12 protein-coding genes and 8 pseudogenes are annotated in these 16,868 nt (G+C 53.2%); 7 read left to right on the top strand and 13 right to left on the bottom strand.

The features are described from left to right. Positions 1-740 precede the first annotated feature (740 nt). Entirely contained in the window at positions 741-1,877 is a 1,137-nt protein-coding gene (locus SLW74_RS27135) for a GGDEF domain-containing protein (RefSeq protein ID WP_410930683.1), read from the bottom strand. Between the two features lie 757 nt (positions 1,878-2,634). Here SLW74_RS27135 and SLW74_RS27140 point away from each other — a divergent pair. From SLW74_RS27140 to SLW74_RS27155, 4 genes and pseudogenes are all read left to right on the top strand, one after another. Next, a complete protein-coding gene (locus SLW74_RS27140; protein WP_410930684.1) occupies positions 2,635-2,898 on the top strand; it encodes a hypothetical protein in 264 nt (87 codons plus the stop codon). Between the two features lie 419 nt (positions 2,899-3,317). Next, a pseudogene (locus SLW74_RS27145) lies at positions 3,318-3,746 on the top strand (2Fe-2S iron-sulfur cluster-binding protein); the annotation flags it as partial. Further along, positions 3,733-4,074 (top strand): annotated as a pseudogene (locus tag SLW74_RS27150) (FAD binding domain-containing protein); the annotation flags it as partial. The pseudogenes SLW74_RS27145 and SLW74_RS27150, both read left to right, overlap by 14 nt. A 273-nt stretch (positions 4,075-4,347) precedes the next feature. Further along, positions 4,348-4,839: an AAA family ATPase gene (locus SLW74_RS27155; protein ID WP_410930685.1), complete on the top strand. Its 492-nt coding sequence runs from the start codon at positions 4,348-4,350 to the stop codon at positions 4,837-4,839. Here the strand turns inward: SLW74_RS27155 and tnpC are convergent. The 3 genes from tnpC to tnpA form a co-directional block, all read right to left on the bottom strand. Then, positions 4,821-6,362, bottom strand: a complete 1,542-nt coding sequence (tnpC, locus tag SLW74_RS27160) for an IS66 family transposase (protein WP_410930686.1) — start codon at positions 6,360-6,362, stop codon at positions 4,821-4,823. The two genes, SLW74_RS27155 and tnpC, sit on opposite strands and share 19 nt — an antisense overlap. 61 nt (positions 6,363-6,423) lie before the next feature. Continuing rightward, a complete protein-coding gene (gene tnpB, locus SLW74_RS27165) occupies positions 6,424-6,759 on the bottom strand; it encodes an IS66 family insertion sequence element accessory protein TnpB (protein ID WP_410930687.1) in 336 nt (111 codons plus the stop codon). Then, positions 6,756-7,088: an IS66-like element accessory protein TnpA gene (tnpA, locus tag SLW74_RS27170; RefSeq protein ID WP_410930688.1), complete on the bottom strand. Its 333-nt coding sequence runs from the start codon at positions 7,086-7,088 to the stop codon at positions 6,756-6,758. Before tnpA ends, tnpB begins: the two co-directional genes overlap by 4 nt. Before the next feature lie 116 nt (positions 7,089-7,204). Between tnpA and SLW74_RS27175 the strand changes: the two genes are divergently transcribed. Continuing rightward, positions 7,205-7,525 (top strand): DUF4440 domain-containing protein, encoded by a 321-nt coding sequence (locus tag SLW74_RS27175; RefSeq protein ID WP_410930689.1) that lies wholly within the window; start codon positions 7,205-7,207, stop codon positions 7,523-7,525. Between the two features lie 36 nt (positions 7,526-7,561). Here the strand turns inward: SLW74_RS27175 and SLW74_RS27180 are convergent. From SLW74_RS27180 to SLW74_RS27200, 5 genes and pseudogenes are all read right to left on the bottom strand, one after another. Beyond that, positions 7,562-7,858, bottom strand: a pseudogene (locus tag SLW74_RS27180) (IS3 family transposase); the annotation flags it as partial. A gap of 16 nt (positions 7,859-7,874) precedes the next feature. Beyond that, a pseudogene (locus tag SLW74_RS27185) lies at positions 7,875-8,909 on the bottom strand (IS110 family transposase); the annotation flags it as partial. Then, positions 8,906-9,070: pseudogene (locus SLW74_RS27190) on the bottom strand (IS5/IS1182 family transposase); the annotation flags it as partial. The pseudogenes SLW74_RS27190 and SLW74_RS27185, both read right to left, overlap by 4 nt. A 773-nt stretch (positions 9,071-9,843) precedes the next feature. After that, a pseudogene (locus SLW74_RS27195) lies at positions 9,844-10,196 on the bottom strand (histone-like nucleoid-structuring protein, MvaT/MvaU family). Between the two features lie 289 nt (positions 10,197-10,485). Next, positions 10,486-12,276, bottom strand: coding sequence for an EAL domain-containing protein (locus tag SLW74_RS27200; protein ID WP_410930690.1), 1,791 nt, complete (start codon positions 12,274-12,276; stop codon positions 10,486-10,488). Between the two features lie 331 nt (positions 12,277-12,607). Between SLW74_RS27200 and SLW74_RS27205 the strand changes: the two genes are divergently transcribed. Next, positions 12,608-12,985 (top strand): YybH family protein, encoded by a 378-nt coding sequence (locus SLW74_RS27205; RefSeq protein WP_410930705.1) that lies wholly within the window; start codon positions 12,608-12,610, stop codon positions 12,983-12,985. A 72-nt stretch (positions 12,986-13,057) separates the two neighbouring features. After that, positions 13,058-13,501: pseudogene (locus SLW74_RS27210) on the top strand (IS66 family transposase); the annotation flags it as partial. Here SLW74_RS27210 and SLW74_RS27215 read toward each other — a convergent pair. The 4 genes and pseudogenes from SLW74_RS27215 to SLW74_RS27230 all read right to left on the bottom strand — a co-directional run. Further along, positions 13,460-13,822: pseudogene (locus SLW74_RS27215) on the bottom strand (FAD binding domain-containing protein); the annotation flags it as partial. The pseudogenes SLW74_RS27210 and SLW74_RS27215 sit on opposite strands and share 42 nt — an antisense overlap. After that, positions 13,819-14,445, bottom strand: a complete 627-nt coding sequence (gene paoA / locus SLW74_RS27220) for an aldehyde dehydrogenase iron-sulfur subunit PaoA (protein WP_410930706.1) — start codon at positions 14,443-14,445, stop codon at positions 13,819-13,821. The pseudogene SLW74_RS27215 and the gene paoA, both read right to left, overlap by 4 nt. Before the next feature lie 310 nt (positions 14,446-14,755). After that, positions 14,756-15,373 (bottom strand): YitT family protein, encoded by a 618-nt coding sequence (locus tag SLW74_RS27225; protein ID WP_410930691.1) that lies wholly within the window; start codon positions 15,371-15,373, stop codon positions 14,756-14,758. Continuing rightward, complete coding sequence (locus SLW74_RS27230; protein WP_410930692.1) at positions 15,370-16,866, bottom strand: leucyl aminopeptidase; 1,497 nt, start codon at positions 16,864-16,866, stop codon at positions 15,370-15,372. The genes SLW74_RS27225 and SLW74_RS27230 overlap by 4 nt, the downstream gene beginning before the upstream one ends. Positions 16,867-16,868: the final 2 nt, after the last annotated feature.

Here is a 16,868-nt window from a genome sequence, read left to right on the forward strand (position 1 = left end):
AGAACGTCCGGAATGAAACTAATCGGTTCGTCGAGCAGCAGGGTTTCTTGAGCGCGGCAGAGAAAGCTAGCTTTGACCGTGAGTTCGATGCCATTGCGATGCAGCTGTGTAGGTAAGAAAAATTGAGCAACGCCCAATTCCCGTCACGAGTTGGGGCTGTGGCCGTAGAGGAATACCGTGATCGTACCCTGATCGAGCAGGAAAAGCGGCTATCGCGCCTGAGGGCTTGCTGGCTGCTACCTCCCAGCGCGACAGGCCAATCCGTCCTCCACTAGCTCTACGGACAGCGGAAAACGCTGACACACCGTTGACCAGGGCGCTAAGCCTTCCGGCCACTCCAGGCTGCGCCCGAGCACAGGATCCAGAAGATTCCTTGGAACACCAGACGATCATGATTGCGTAAGGCGACCCATTTTCTGTTCTGGGAAACCAGAGCCCTGATAAATTAAAGCGATGCGTCGGAGAGTTCGTAACACTCTGCCATGCTGGCTTTCAGCTAATCATGGCAGCAATTTTAGCGGCACTGATTTATCTTACAAAACCTAGCTCAAAGAAACGTTTTGTTTTGCTGACCGTGATTGAACCAGCCCCATGAAACACTGCATGCTGTTATCAAGACAACGTAGGGACTGGCTGTATCAGCTCATCATATTACCCGTGCAGTGATAGGTGATGCGCATCAAAAGGGGTAATCTATGTATCAGGCGCTGCATGATGGCAACAAGGTTAAATAGTCATCACTACGCATACCGATAACATCCCTTACCCGCCAATTTCGCCTGGTACAAGGCAATGTCGGCGCGATGAAGTAAAGTCTCAGGTGTGTCCGTGCCGGCTGAATCACTCAGAGATATGCCTACGCTGACACCCAGCCCATGAAATGCGTCGTAGGTTCGGCGATACTCCCCAATGGATTTAATGATGCGTTCAGTGATCAATGTAGCATGCTCTTCTAAGTCTGTTCGTAGCACTACAATGAATTCATCGCCGCCTAAGCGAGCAGCGAAATCGTTTGTTCTTATATTGCTGTTTAACAAGGTTGAAAACATGGTTAATGCTTTGTCACCTGCAGCGTGACCATAGCTGTCGTTAATGCTTTTGAATCCATCCAAGTCAAAATATAGGAGGGCGAGATGCTCAGGATTTTGGGAAGAGGGTTTCAACAGGCCTCTGAGCATCGAAAAAATTCCGGCGCGATTGAGAAGGCCGGTGAGAGAATCATGATTGGCTAGATATGAGCTGTGCGCTTCAGCATGATAGGCTTTGGCAAGATTACTGTTGAGGTGCTTGAGTAATATCCACAGTCCTCCTAAGTACATCGGAGCTTGAAGTATTAAAATCATCAGCATAGGTTCTGATTGGAACAAGGTCGAAAACTTCAAAGGAATATCGGTCAAGAGGATCTGGGCGAACGCATAATGAGGTATGCCCTGATTTCTCATAGCAATCGCACCATTCAGGCTAACGGCCAAGGTGCTCGATAACACCTGCAGTACAGGGTCGCCGCTGATGATGCACGCAGCCGTGCCCGCACCTATCTCAGCGGCCCAGACCAGGCCAAGCAGTAGCGATAGATCTGTGGCGTATTTAAGCGGAGGCTTGGTTGGAGCATTGCAGCGACGAAAGAGCAACAAGCGTACATTCCATATAATGGTATCGACACACAGCCATATCATAAAAATCTTAATTGGATGACGGTAGAGCGCTACACTGCAGATTAGTAATGTGCTGAAACCGGCTGCGATCAATGTCATGCCGGATGAAAAGGGCCCGGCCAGCAATTTCAAACGCGTAGCAGCATCCAATTGGTCATTTTCGCGGACGAACCAAGCAATGAAGGTTGTACGGGGGAAGAAATATCGTTCGCTGACAGCCATTAGGAAATCTTCCGGAAAAGGATGATGGCATTCTAACATCTTGTCAGACGCTATCATCATCAATCCGACATACTGTAAAGATTCGGTCTCAATGCCTGTTACAGGTTGATTAGGAGTTCCGACCGCCATCAGGAAGGGATAAAATTCAAGTCATATGCTTTTAGCTAAGCTTGATTTTGGCGGAATTCCGACAAGCGGCAAAGATAGCCCACAAAAGTGAACACCTCCGAAAAATGCGGAGCTTGAGCAAGAGCAATGGTTTTACTGACGACACCGCAGTGCCCATGTCTGAGCCCATTCCCCCGCTGCAAAGATTTCCATGGCCTAAATTTTTTCCTAAAACAGTCGATAAGCATCTATAAATCTCACGCCTCAAGGTATTCCTATGTTCTATAGTCGGCTAAAGAAAAAAATTTTGGAGCAGCAGACAGAGTTAGACGCGTTACGGAGCTTCAAAGCTGAAATCAACGATGCGATGATTTCAGTCACACTAGATCGAAAATTATGCGTTACCCATAGCAACGCCAACTTCCTGAAGTTTCTAAATGTAAAGGAGGGCAATGTCACCGGGCGTCCGCTAGGGGATTTCACGCCTGAATATGTTAGCGAGCTGCCCTGTTACAAGAGATTCATGATCGCGATGTAGAATGGCTCTAGTGTTAATGACGATTATAGGTTGCTCCGGACTGATCAAGCCCTCGTCTGGTTAAGGGGGACTTGGATACCAGTTAAAGACCATAGCGCTCTGGTCACACATATGACTTGTTGTGGTTTAGAAGCGACCGAAGTTACAAACTACGCCGAGAAAAATTCTGCGCTGGTGCAGGCGTTATTCCGATCAACGGCAGTTATTGAATTTGATCTGGACGGTAAGAGCATAACTGCGAATCAACATTTTTTAGATGCAGTTGATTACTCGCTCCAGCAGGTAGTTGGCAAGCATCATAGTATGTTTTGCGATCCAGGCTATGTGGCTTCTCCTGCGTATAAAGAGTTCTGGAATACACTGGAAGCAGGTTGATTCATTGCCGACCGCTTCAAGAGAATCGATTCTCGAGGTCACGAAGTATGGCTTGAAGCGACCTACAATCCCGTTTTTGACGTGCATGGCAAACTAAGCAAGGTGGTAAAATTTGCAACTGCTGTAACTGATCAAGTCAATAGTGAACAAGAATTAAGTTCTGCTGCATCACTCCACCGCACCCGACACTTTGCCCCATCACCTTGTGCCTAATCTGCGTCTTTACCCACTCATGAATTGTTCTCATGGGGCTATACGTGGTTACGGCATAGTCGCTAGCTACACAAGACGCTAAGTTCGGTAGATACATGCACCTATGAAACCGATGCAATGGCGAGCGGTTTTACGCGTGCTCCTCTGTTCGTGAACAGGCCATTCAGCTTTCCTGAGGAACACCGATCTTGGATACGACCAACATGATGCTTTTGCCCCGGCGTGAATTCATTATCGTAGGGGTCGTCACCTCCGCAGCCATTGCTCTGCCTCCGTTTATCACATCGAAGGCCAGTGCCGCCAATGCAGCGCCAACGAACAAAGCGCAGTTCGATATCAATATTAATGGCACCACACAGACGGTTTTAATGGATACCCGGACAACGTTGCTGGATGCATTGCGTGATCATCTACACCTGACCGGTACCAAAAAAGGATGCGACCACGGCCAATGCGGCGCTTGCACCGTCATTGCCAACGGCACCAGGATCAATTCATGCCTGACGCTGGCTGTTATGCATCAAAATTCCAGGATTACCACCATTGAGGGCTTGGGCAGTACCGAAAAACTACACCCCATGCAGGCAGCTTTCATCAAGCATGATGGCTATCAATGCGGTTACCAATCTGCTGGATTTGATGAAGCTCGAGATCGAAGCCCCCACATATTTGATCGACGTGAACGGACTGGGGATGGACACCATTGAGCCCACGTCCGTAGGCGGGCTGCGTATTGGGGCCTTGGTACGCAACACCGATCTGGCTGCCGACGCTCGCGTAAGAAAAGATTACGCGGTGCTCTCTAGAGCCCTGCTAGCAGGTGCCTCGGGACAACTTCGCAACGTCGCGACGACGGCAGGCAATTTACTGCAACGCACACGCTGCCCCTATTTCTACGATACCAACATGGCGTGCAACAAACGCAAGCCCGGCACCGGCTGCGCAGCCATTGGAGGGGTCAGTGCATATGATCGGCGACTCGATTCGATGTGATCGTGCTGGCCCACGAGCAGTGAGCATCATGGGGCGTCACCTTGATCGGAAGGGAGGCGGGCGGATTACGTATCTATTGCAGTTCGCCGTAAGCGTCTGGCTAATACACCTTCGATGCTGTTGTGTAAGCCTTAGATTTTCACGGCTTAGGGCTGACCTCTCCGAACCCCTGCGTAAAAAACAGTTTCCGGCCAGCCCTGCTTTCAAATGCTACATTCACGTTTTTCCTGGCAGGCCGTCTTCATGCACATCAATCCTGATCACTTTCTACAGACGGAGAATGGCCGCATTATTAATGCTGAGCTAAATAGACTGGCTTGGCAGAGGGCTCACCTTGCCCTATCAGAGGCTCTGCTAATGACTCCCAAGCCTTCTCGTCTGTATTTGTTGATAGGCGCTCAGGGTGCAGGAAAAAGCACTTGGGCCAAATCGACGCTTTTAGTTGAGCCTGGCGCTGTAATCTTTGATGCCATCCTGGTTCAGCGCTGTGAGCGTGAATCGCTCATAAAGGCTGCCAAGAAGCATAGGGTAGATGTGGTAGCTACTTGGTTCACTACTTCGCTGGAAGACTGTTTGGCACGTAATCAATTGCGCCCTGATGATGAGGTGGTTCCTGAGAATGCCATTAGAAACGTTTTTAAAGCACTTCAGCCTCCACGCTTGAGCGAGGGGTTCACCGAAATTTTAGTCGTTGATGCACAGGCTAGCGCGAACGCTCAGTCTTCTAAAGGCTGAATCGACTTCCAGTTATGCGGCAACAGCTCGGCGATCTCGCTCGCCCGTTGCGTCGGCAACCGCGCCAGTACGTCCTTCAAATACGCATACGGATCATGGCCATTGAGCCGCGCAGACTGTATCAAGCTCATGATCGCTGCCGCCCGTTTGCCGCTGCGTAACGACCCTGCGAAGAGCCAGTTCTTGCGACCAAGAGCCCATGGCCTGATTTGGTTTTCGGCCCAGTTGTTATCTATGGGCACGGCTCCGTCATCGAGGTAGCGCGACAGCGCTGCCCAGCGTTTCAGGCTGTAATCCAAGGCTCTGCTGATGGCTGAGCCTTCGAGCACGAGGTTACGCTGGGCGCTCATCCAGGCATGTAGCATGTCCATCACCGGGACGGCTTTTTCTTGCCGTATTCGGCGCCGTAAATCCGGCTCCAAGTCGCGGACTTCGCTTTCGATTTCGTACAACAACCGGATATAGCGCAGGGCTTGCTCGGCGAGCATGCTCTTGTTGGTGGCATGTAGTTCGAAGAATTTGCGCCGCGCATGGGCCATGCAGCCGATTTCGGTAACGCCAAGTTCGAAGCTGGCCTTGTAGCCACCAAAATCATCGCAGACCAACTTGCCTTTCCAGCCTTGCAGGAAGTTGCGAGCATGCTCTCCAGCACGGCTGGGGCTGAAGTCATAAACCACCGCTGCCACGTCCGAGAACTGGCTGGTGATGTAGGCCCAAACATAGGAACGGTGAGTTTTCTTTGTTCCCGGCATGAGCATTTGCACGGGTGTTTCATCGGCATGAATAACCTGCTGCCCGAGCACCACGGCGCGCAGCGCATCGACCAGCGGCTGCAACTGAACCCCAGTCATGCCAACCCATTGAGCCAAGGTTGAGCGTGGAATCGCCAGGCCCGCTCGACCGAAGATCGACTCTTGACGGTAAAGCGGCAGGTGGTCGGCAAACTTGGCGATCATCACGTGGGCCAGCAGCCCGGTGGTTGGGATGCCCTTATCGATGACTTGCGCCGGAACGGGTGCCTGGATCAGCGTTTCGCAGTCATTGCAGACCCATTTGCCACGCACATGGCGTTCGACGGTAAACACGCCGGGCGTGTAGTCCAGCTTCTCGCTGACGTCCTCGCCGATGCGCTTGAGGGCGCAGCCGCATGAGCAGTGAGTGTTATCCGGTTCGTGATGGATCAACGTGCGAGGAAACTCAGCCGGCAAGGCAGTGCGCTTGGGCTTCTGCTTTTTCTCGGTCGCCGCTGGCACTGTTTGCAAGGCTTGAAGCTCTGCTTCAATCGCTGCAATATCAGTATCTATCAGGTCATCGAGCAAACTGGCCTGCTCAGAATTCATCTGCTCGCTGCGCTTGGCAAACTTCAAACGCTTGAGCTGCGCGATCTCGAAGGTTAGCTTCTCAATCACCGTCTGATCGCGGTTGATCTTCTTGCCCATGGTTTCGACCTGTGACATCAACTGCGCCGCGAGGGCACGCAGTTGGTCGGGAGTCATTTGGTCGAGATTGGGCGAAGAAGTCATGCGCCGAATTTTGCCAGAGCAGGCGCTTCGCGGCGATAGACCTATAGGCTAGTGGCAGCCGTTAGAGCAGTATGATCGAGCCGCGGGAGCCTGCGCGTTGCCATGGCAGACCCAGCACCAATGCCTGAAGTTGCTCGGTATCCAGTTCCACTTCAGAGCCATGGCGAATGCCAGGCCAGTGAAACTTGCCTTGGTTCAAGCGGCGCGCCGCCAGCCATATTCCGAAGCCGTCATGCACCAGCACTTTCATGCGATTGGCGCGGCGATTGGCGAACAGATAAGCACAGTGCGGCTGCGCCGCACCGAATACCGCAATCACCCTGGCTAACGCCGTATCGGTGCCTGCGCGCATGTCCATAGGCTCGGTGGCGAGCCAGATGGAGTCGATGCGAATCATCGCAAAAGGTCTCGAAGAAAGGTCGCGCAGGCAGCAGCACTTTCAGTGGGCCAGTTCACTGTGACGGTGCCGCGCGAGTGCTGTATTTCAACGCAGATATTCGATGATGATGCGTGGGACTTTGCCCCGGCCAGCGGCACGGGCAACGGAATAAATGCAGGTTGCAGCGCTGTGCTTTTCTGCGCTTGCAGGCGAATCCATTTGTGGACGAGGTTTGCATTGAGGTTATGGCTGAGCGCGACGCTGGCAATCGAAGCGCCGGGCTGGGCACATTCTTGAATGACTTGGGCTTTGAAGGACTTGGAATAGGAACGGCGTGTTGGCTGCATGAAGTACCCGCTTAAAAGGCTAGAACTGGTGTGCACTTAGATTTAAGTGCACACCATGTCTTGGCTTCGCGGAGCTGGGTAGATGACTTGGCCGGACGCATACGCTTGAACAGCTGTTGCTAGAGCCGGAAGCGAGAAAGATTGATCGGCTGCTTAAACAGCTGCTTGCCGAAGACTTCGTTGAATTTGGAGCTGTCGGCAAAAGCTGGACGAAAGCGGAGGTGATCGCTGGACACAAATCCCAGATCTTTATCAAAAGAACAATCGAGGATTTCAAACTGCTTTTGCTTGCAGACAGTGTCGCGTTAGCAACGTACCTATGCCGCCATCAAAATGCTAATAGCGATGAGTCTTTATCACTGCGTAGCTCTGTTTGGAAAACCTACGAAGATGGTTGGCACATGTTGTTTCACCAAGGTACGAGGGTCTCCGACTAGATGTCCGTACCAACGCTATGAATCGCCCCTGGTTTCCTAGACAATCTCCAAGCTCAGGAAATAACGTTTCTCATACTCTACTGGAGACATCTGCATAGCACTGCTATGCCTGCGTTTAGGGTTGTAAAACATTTCGATGTAATCGAAAATATCACTACGGGCGTCTTCGCGCGTTGTGTAGATCTTTCGTCGGATTCGCTCCCGCTTCAAAAGCTGGAAAAAGCTCTCGGCTACGGCATTGTCGTGGCAGTTTCCTCGCCGACTCATGCTGCTGATTACATTGTTGGCCTTCAAGAAGCTTTGCCAGTCTGAGCTACTGAACTGACTGCCTTGGACGCCCTTCTAAGCGTCAAGTGGAGATCGTGCTTTGATTGATGGTCAGGTTTCGACTTTGGATGATGCCGTAAACCTCGCGCGCGATATAACGCTTAAGACAGCGAATCGCCTCAAGCTTTGAATGGCCCTCAGCGATACGCTTGGCAACATAAGTCTGGGTTCGAACGTCTGTCCTCAGGCGTCCGATTGCGATGATGTGCAATGCGCTATTGGCAGCACGATCACCACCTCGATTTAGGCGATGGCGGCTGACCTTTCCTGAAGATGCCTGGACGGGGCTGACGCCACAAAGGGCGGCGAAGCTAGATTCCGAGCGAAAGCGATCACTGTTGTCTCCAGCTGTCAGTAGAAGCTGGGCGGCTGTCTCGTAGCCGATCGCATTGCGTGAAACCAGTTCTGGCGCAAGCTCGTCAACCAAGCCTGCGATCATCACATCCAGATCTGCTATCTCATCGTGCAGCTCCAGATAACGCCTGCCCAGTGTTTTTAGAGCTATGCGGTAAGCAGAAGCCAACTGACGGTAATCAGACAGATCTGGACGCCACGCGGCCAGCATCCGAATCAACTGCATTCGCGTCAGACTGCGTAATTGCTCACGAAGCTCATCTGGTGCGCTGACGATGGTGTTCTGGATAAGTTGCAATGTGACGCGACGAGCCTGGATCGCTGTTTTGCGGCAAACTTTGAGGACGCGCAGCGACTCGACCATCCCGTCTCGCTTCTTGGGTGTGACTGTTCGAATACCTGCGAAGGCCGCATGGGCTGCATTACAGGCATCCAGTGTGTCGTCCTTGCCGCGTTTGCGCCTATCGCTTCTATCGGGGGCTGTCACTTCAAGAACAGATATCTTGGCGTGCTCCAGGTAACGCAGCAGCCCAGCCCCATATGTTCCAGTGCATTCAATGCCCACCCGTGTGAGCTCGCCGAATGAGCGCATCCACGCCAGCATTTGTTTGTAGCCATGCCGTGTCGTCGCAAAGCAAGCGCTGGCTAGAACACGATCAAGGTCGTCTACAACTGCAGCTACATGTAGGTCTTTGTGGGTATCGCAGGGCGTCCGCGCTTGCCTGCGGTGTTGCTATAAAACGGCGCCACTTGCGCCTCCAGTTGGGCCCAGGGCACCAACTGTTCAAGGTCAGCCAGGAAGCGATCTCGGCGAGTCTGCTTTTTCTTGCCGGTATATTCGAGTTCGGAGAAGGTCTTCTGCACGCGCGTAACGCTCACGGAGAGGGAGGCTGGTTGAAGGAACTTAGTGTGCCAAGGGTGGGGACAGTTGGCTATTTTTGCAGCGCCTCCTTAGGGCAATCTACAACGCGTGCTTACAAATTCCTTATTCTTCACATGCCCAACGATATGTTGGGCGGTGGAACGGAAAGAGCCTGCCTTGGGTTTCTAATTCTGCTCCAGCTACTTGGCAATATGCTTTAACTGGTCCTGGGTCAGATCATGCTTTTCAGCGACGAGATGACTCATATAGAACCCGCCACGGGTGCATACCTCAGTAAAAATCTGATGGTGATAGACCGTGCTTTCGCAACTACCAGCTTTAAAAGGAGGAAGCGGTTGCGAATAACCGAAATGATTAGAAAGTATATGACAAACATCACGGTAGATACGAGGCTATGGATTACTAATCCATATGGGCCAGAGCCTATGCCCACCTGTGGCAAACATAGTTTCCAACCAGAAGCCCGTTTGTAGAGCTTGCGCAAGGCTTGAATTAACACCTCACGTTCAGTTTCCAGATCTGAAAAAGGCTCACGTATACCCATAGCGATACTCTTTCCCACAGGTATTCCATATACGTTCGGTTCCGCCTAGACGCACTCACCACCCGCCCAAGCCTGACCGTCCAACGCGAGCTCAATCAGATATATCTGCTCGGGATGAGCACGCACCAAATCGACGTTAACCGTCTTGTATTCCTCAATACAGAAACGACGCATAAGCAAACCTTCGCTGATCACCTGACTTTCAGTCCGTCACTCAGCCCACGTTTCGACCATCTCGGATCCATACTCTTTTTTCCAGGCTTTAAGCGTCTTGTGATTGCCGCCTTTAGTTTCGACTATTTCACCAGTGTCTGGATGCTTGTAACGCTTCAATGTACGTGTCTTACGGTTTCCTTTCTTAGGCTCCGCTGCCATACTAACGAATGGATCGAGGATCGCTATAACGCTTTTAAGACTGAAGTTATATTCTCCTAATAGATCGCGTAGCTTTCGCTCAAATTCGACTTCACGCTTCAAGCCTTCATCGTTTTTCATATTTCAAGCTCGGCCGGTTGAGCTGCTAATTTCTTTTCTAGCGCACGGCATTCGGCAAGACGTGACATGGTATTCCCTAGTGAGTTCATGTAAACATGATTATAGACTTTTTCTCTATAAATTACTACTCGTCCAAATCGATAGGGAGTTTAAATCATGGCGTCGAACAATAGCGTATAAACCGCTCACAGAGGTCGCTACATCGCTATAGGTTAGGTTCATCGCTTCTCAACCAAATTACTCTAGATAACCAAAACCCAGGATCTCGACCTGAATATTGACTTTGATTTATTTTTGAAATAGATGGGTACCCACATCCGTGGCAAGCTGATAATCGAATCTAGATCTAGATAGCTTTTACCCCAAGTGAGGCACCTTAATCTGGTAGTGCAGCCGCCATACTTCAATATCTTTGACCTCCATAGGTCGAGCCATGTAATACCCTTGGACTTCATGACATCCAGTGCGACGTAAGACTTCCAGGGTATCAAGAGTCTCTACACCTTCGGCCACGATCCGGTAACCTAAGTGACGACCTAGGTCAATTAGGGTTTCAACCAGTCGTAGGTCACTTTCATTACGAGTGATATTGGCCACGAGCGAACGATCCACTTTGACCGCGGTGGCGGGTAACTGACGCAGGTAGGTCCAATTACTGTAACCCGTACCAAAGTCGTCGATAGATATATCAATACCGACTGCACGTAGCCGATTCAATTGTTCGCGTACCGAATCTGGGCTGTGGCAAAGGGCGCTTTCGGTAAACTCCAACTCCAGAAAATGCGGGGGCAGGCCGCTCTCGGCCAGCAGGCTAAGAAGAACGTCAGTGAAGTGAGTACTCTCCATGTCCTCGGCCGATACGTTGACAGATATCTTCAAGCTGTGGCCGATTCGATGCCAGCTGGCGGCTTGGCCGACGGCTTTTCGGATGACCCACAGGCTCAAAGATCGGATCATCGATGCCCGTTCAGCTAGAGGTACGAACTCGCTGGGACCTATTGAGCCAAGGGACGGGTGCGTCCAACGAAGCAGAGCCTCGACCGACAAAACTTCACCCGTTTGCATGTCAAAACGGGGCTGATAAGCCAAGCGTAATTGATCATTGCTTTGCAGAGCGTCAGCCAGCGCGCTGAGTAGCATGAACGCACGCTGCTGAGCGCAACCCAAACCAGGCTCGTACCAGATCCAGGGTTTATCTTTGAGACGAGCCTCGTCAGAAGCGCTCACCAGTATCCGCAACCAATCCGATGCGCCTGCTTGGTTGTAGCTCAACTCGATGGCGCCAATACCGATGTCAGCCTGGATAGGAATTCCATCACAAATGACTGGCTGCTTGAAGCGTTGGCTGATGCGGGAAAACAGAACACTGCTTGCTGAGCAGTGTCCGCCTTCGATGAAGAAGCCAAAGCGGGTTTCGCTGAGACAGTAGACCGCCGTACGCGCTGGCAATAGTCCTAATAGCTCGGTAAGCATGACCTGCATGATGTTCTGGGAGTGCTTGTGACCTAAAGCTTTCACGACGTCATTGAACATTTGAGGCGACATCATATCGACAGACACAAGCGACTGCATTGGTTCATCACATTTGGCCACGATGTCCTGCTCGAGCTTTACGTGATTGAACAGCCCAGTTCGCTGATCTAAAAAGGCGGAGGAACGCAGGCCATAGATCCTATGCATCACCAAGGAGGCGAAGCGCCGCAGGGCGTTGATTTCAACCTGGCTCAAGGGAGGGCGGGGTTGGGTGTCGATTATGCAAAGTGTCCCCAAACCAAGACCATCACTGGTGATCAGTGGCATGCCAGCGTAGAAACGGATGTGCGGCGATCCGGTTACCAGAGGATTATCCCGAAAGCGCTCATCCAGACATGCATCGGGGATGACTAGTACATCGTCAGCCAAAATCACGTAGCCACAAAAGGAGACCTCTCGCGGCGTCCCATTTACTGACACTCCGCGGCTTGCCTTAAACCATTGCCGCTGTTCTTCGAGGATGGAAATCAGCGTGATGGGCACTTGAAAATACGTTTTGACCAAATCCAGCACGTCTTCGAGTACCGGATCAGAAATACCTTCGCCTATGCCCAAGTCGGTAACACGACGTAGGCGAGCTGCTTCGTTGATTGGTGTGGGAGCAGGGTGAGTCATAGGTAACTCCATAGCGTAAAAGCCGTGATATCAAAGCGACACCCTAGCTTGTAGGTTATCGTTTAGGCTTGCGATAACTCCATTGCCATTAGTCGGATACCTAGTTTGGATCTAGCTATTGCTCAGCGCCTCTACGCGCTAACCTCCGCCCGAAAATTTACGTTATCAACAGTAATGACAGGTTTTCGGATATGGTGGACGGACAGGTATCAGAACGCGCAAGTGATGACCTGATCGCGGTGAGGGTTCGAGAGATGACCACAGGCATGACAAACGTTCAAAGTAGCGCTATTCAGGTGCGAGAAGGGGAGAGGCGGCTAACAGCGGTCGAATTTCAGCAGCTGATCGTGCTATCACAGCCGAAGACTTCGACGAACTGATGAAATTTTATGCGGATGACGCCAGTCTTGTGGTCAAACCAGGATTGACCATCTCAGGCAAAGAGAGCATCCGCCGAGCTTTTGTCGCCATTGCGGATCATTTCAATAACAGCATCGTTGTCACACAGGGGGAGATCCAAGTTATACAAGGAGGTGATGTAGCTCTCGTTATCATGGAGACCTTGCTACAGGCCACGGATAAGGCCGGGGTGAAAACTGAGATTTCGCGCAGGGCGACCTACGTGTTTCGACAAATCTCGGAAAAGTGGCTATGCGTAGTGGACAATTCCTATGGGACGACGCTACTTGATAGCGTCGTCGGATCGTAGGACATCAAAAAGATAGTGCCTACCTCCTGCAAGTAGGCTCCATCACCCACAAACGAAAGGCGGCAGTTTAGCTATCAGCAAGGTGTGTCTGCCAGACGCTTACAGTTCTTCGAATTGCACGCAACTAATAAGAGCCAAATCGCCGAGCAGGCGCTGCGCTACATCCAGTTGTTGTACGAAATCGAAAGCGAAGTGCACGACCTGGAGCCGGATTTACGGTGCCGAATACGGCAAGAATAAGCCGTGCCGGTGATGGAGAGGCTGCATGCCTGGATGATCGCCCAGCGCGACCTCGTGCCCGAAGGTTCGGCTATCAGCAGGGCACTCGATTACAGCTTGAAACGCTGGGCAGCGCTGTCGCGCTACCTCGATGACGGTGCCGTCCCCATTGACAACAACTGGGCCGAGAACCAGATCCGACCATGGGCGCTTGGACGCAAGAACTGGCTCTTCGCCGGGTCGCTACGCAGCGGAAAACGGGCTGCGGGTGCGCTGCAGCAGGTTGCCGGCAGTCGTTGCCACGTTGCGCAGTTGCCCCGACGCGCCTGCCAGCAAAGCCCTGGCCAGCACAGCATAGTCTGTGCGGACCCGCGGGTCGGCGGCCAGGTCGGTGTTGCGCACCAGTGCGCCAACCCTCAGCCCGCCGTCGGATGTAGTCGCGATAGTGTCCAGCCCCAGGCCGTTGACATCGATCAGATTCACCGGGGTCTCGATCTCCAGCTTCATCAGGTCCAGCAGATTGGTGCCGCCGGCGATGAAGCGAGCGCCCTCGAGTCGTGCAGCCTGCGCAGCAGCGTCCGCGGGGGAAGTGGCACGCAGGTAGTTGAACGGTCTCATGCGGTCTCCTGCGCGACTTCGGTAATCGCCTCGATGATGTTGGAGTAGGCACCGCAACGGCAGATATTGCCGCTCATGCGCTCCTGGATTTCCCGTGCTACTAGCCGTGGAGCTTCAGTGAGGTTGTCACTGACATGGCTGGGAACGCCCGCGCGGATTTCGTCGAGCACGGCCACCGCAGAGCAGATCTGTCCCGGTGTGCAGTAACCACATTGATAACCGTCATGCTTGATGAAAGCGGCCTGCATAGGGTGCAGGTTTTGCGTGCTGCCCAGACCTTCGATAGTGGTGATGTCCGACCCCTGATGCATGACCGCGAGGGTCAGGCAGGCGTTGATCCTCGAGCCATTGGCAATGACCGTACACGCGCCGCATTGACCATGGTCGCAGCCCTTTTTCGTACCGGTGAGGTGCAGATGGTCGCGCAAGGCGTCCAGCAAGGTAGTGCGGGTGTCCAGTTCCAGGGTGTGTGACGTTTGGTTGATGGTCAGGGCTACTTTCGCAGCATTTGGCCGTGCCGCGTTGGCAGCGCTGGCTTTGGCGCTGAGGAAAGGAGGTAGGGCGATTGCCGCAGATGACACCACCCCAATGATAAGAAAGTTGCGCCTGGTTAACGGCGTCATGTCGTTCGTATCCACGGTTACATTTCCTCGGGAAGGCTGTGCGATCTGTGCACCGTCCGAAGCGCTCTTGAACGACTCTCGCTTATGTCGAAGCGGGCGTTCATAGGTGCGGGTAATTGAAGACCTTAACGCCGTGGCTGACTGGCGACTATGCCGAATGGGCGTATAGCCACATGAGCGAGATTCATGAATGGACGCCGCTACTGGTTTCGCGGGGGCCATGGAGAATACTGTCGTTGCAAGCGATACATTTCGAAACAGTCAACGGGTCAATGCACACTTCCGCGTGCATTGACCACGATTTAAAGGATCAACTGAATCCGTTGTAACGGTATTTCTTGAAGTTGAAGATCATGATCAGGTTGATCACGGCAGCGCCCGCAATCGAGCGCAACAAGTCTCCCCATGAAACCGTCACCAGGGCGGCTAAGAGAATCAGGCAATCGATGACCAGCTGCACTTTTCCGGCACTGATCTCGTACTTCTCCTGCAAATACAGCGACACAATGATCACCCCGCCCAAGCTTGCCCCGTGGCGACAGATCAAGACAAGCCCGACCCCGATCAAGGCACCCCCGACCAACGCAGCGAACAGCGGATTGAGGGCGTCGTAGCTGATCATCCCGGGCAGAGCGATGCTCAGTGCCGCCAACGAACACACTGCCGCGCAGGTGCGCAGAATAAAGGCCACGCCCAGACGCTTGTAGCCCAAGTAATAAAACGGCAGGTTGACCAGGAAGAAGCATGTGCCGACCGACCAGCCCGTGAGGTAGTGCCCCAGCAAGCCGAGGCCAGCACCCCCACCGGTTACCAAATGTGCGTCGGCATACAGGCTCATGCCGAAGGCAATCAGCAGCGTTCCTACTAAGATGGACTGTATATCTTCAAGCAAACTGTGGCGCTGACGGGGGAGGGCTTGGTCCGTCATGACGCCGCAGTAGCCCGAGCAACCAAATATTCGGTCAGCAATTTGACGGGGCGGCCTGTAGCTCCTTTCTGCGCGCCGCTTTTCCATGCCGTCCCGACGATGTCCAAATGTGCCCAAGAATACTTGCGAGTGAAGTTTTCCAGGAAGCACGCGGCTGTGATCGCGCCGCCCTCACGGCCGCCGATATTCGCCAGGTCTGCAAAGTTGGATTTCAGCGAATCGTTGTAAGCGCCGTCCAGCGGCATCCGCCATACGGTGTCGCCGGAGGCTTGGGAAGCGGCGATCAGCTCTTCAGCCAGTGCATCTTCACGGGCAAACAGACCACTGTGTACGTTACCCAGCGCCACTACGCAGGCACCGGTCAAGGTGGCTATATCAATCACCGCCGCAGGTTCGAAGCGCTCGGCATAGGTCAGTGCGTCGCACAGAATCAAGCGCCCTTCGGCGTCGGTGTTCAGCACCTCGATCGACTTGCCCGCCATGCTGGTAATGATGTCGCCCGGCTTTAACGCTTCGCCTGATGGCATGTTTTCACAGGTTGGAATGATACCGACGACATTGAGCGGCAGATCCATCTCGATGATCGCCTTGAAGGTACCCAAGACGGCCGCCGCACCGCACATGTCGTACTTCATTTCATCCATTGCCTGCCCAGGCTTGATTGAAATGCCGCCGGAGTCGAAGGTGATGCCCTTACCGACCAACACCAGCGGCGCCTGTCCCTCTGGTCCGGCCTTGCGTTCCATCACGATCAGCTTGGGCGGTTGCACTGAACCCCGGGCGACGGACAGAAAGCTATTCATGCCCAGCGCCTGGATGTCTTCGCGTTCCAATACCTGAACCGTGGTTCTGGCACTTTGCGGTTGTGCCAAACCTTCCGCCACCTTGGCCAGATGGGTGGGTGTGCACTGATTAGGTGGCAGGTTGCCCAAGTCGCGGCACAGGCTGACGCCTTGGCTAATCCCATCGGCGCGGCGCAGGATTTGATCCTCCGAGGCGACCTGTACATCAGCCACGACCAGCACCACTTCTTCCAGGGCGATTGCCCTAGGATCCGGCTCGCTCTTGAAGGCGTCGAAGCGGTAAGCCGCTTCTGCCAAGGCCTGGATGGACTGGCCTACGGCGGTTTCCTGCTCGAACGACTGTGTCAGACACCACAGCAGGCGGGCACTGCGCGTGGTCGTCAGCGCTTTCGCCGCGCCGGCGATCACCTTGCGTTGACGGGCTGCGTCCATCTCGACGGAACCGCCCAACTGCACCAGCAGGACTTGCCGGCTGGCCAGGGCTCTGCCGGTACGCAGCAGCAGGGTATCGCCGGGATTCTCGCCCAGGTCCTTGCTTTCCAGGGCGTCCTCGATCAACCCCGAACACAGACTGTTGATCCATTGTGCAGCGCCCTTGAGGGCAGCCGCATGTACGCCTACCACGATGCAATCGAATGCAGTGGTGCGCAGATACTCTTCGGTAATAGTGCCAAGCAACGACGTTTTCATAG

The sequence above is a fragment of the Pseudomonas sp. W5-36 genome (assembly GCF_046540455.1).
GTDB lineage: Bacteria > Pseudomonadota > Gammaproteobacteria > Pseudomonadales > Pseudomonadaceae > Aquipseudomonas > Aquipseudomonas graminis_B.

Bases quoted from the DNA above. Each gene is read 5' to 3' on its own strand.
- SLW74_RS27140 (WP_410930684.1), top strand. From the start codon at position 2,635: ATGACTTGTTGTGGTTTAGAAGCGACCGAAGTTACAAACTACGCCGAG.
- SLW74_RS27135 (WP_410930683.1), bottom strand. From the start codon at position 1,877: ATGGCTGTCAGCGAACGATATTTCTTCCCCCGTACAACCTTCATTGCT.
- tnpA (WP_410930688.1), bottom strand. From the start codon at position 7,088: ATGCAGCCAACACGCCGTTCCTATTCCAAGTCCTTCAAAGCCCAAGTC.
- SLW74_RS27155 (WP_410930685.1), top strand. From the start codon at position 4,348: ATGCACATCAATCCTGATCACTTTCTACAGACGGAGAATGGCCGCATT.
- SLW74_RS27200 (WP_410930690.1), bottom strand. From the start codon at position 12,276: ATGACTCACCCTGCTCCCACACCAATCAACGAAGCAGCTCGCCTACGT.
- tnpB (WP_410930687.1), bottom strand. From the start codon at position 6,759: ATGATTCGCATCGACTCCATCTGGCTCGCCACCGAGCCTATGGACATG.
- tnpC (WP_410930686.1), bottom strand. From the start codon at position 6,362: ATGACTTCTTCGCCCAATCTCGACCAAATGACTCCCGACCAACTGCGT.
- paoA (WP_410930706.1), bottom strand. From the start codon at position 14,445: ATGACGCCGTTAACCAGGCGCAACTTTCTTATCATTGGGGTGGTGTCA.
- SLW74_RS27230 (WP_410930692.1), bottom strand. From the start codon at position 16,866: ATGAAAACGTCGTTGCTTGGCACTATTACCGAAGAGTATCTGCGCACC.
- SLW74_RS27225 (WP_410930691.1), bottom strand. From the start codon at position 15,373: ATGACGGACCAAGCCCTCCCCCGTCAGCGCCACAGTTTGCTTGAAGAT.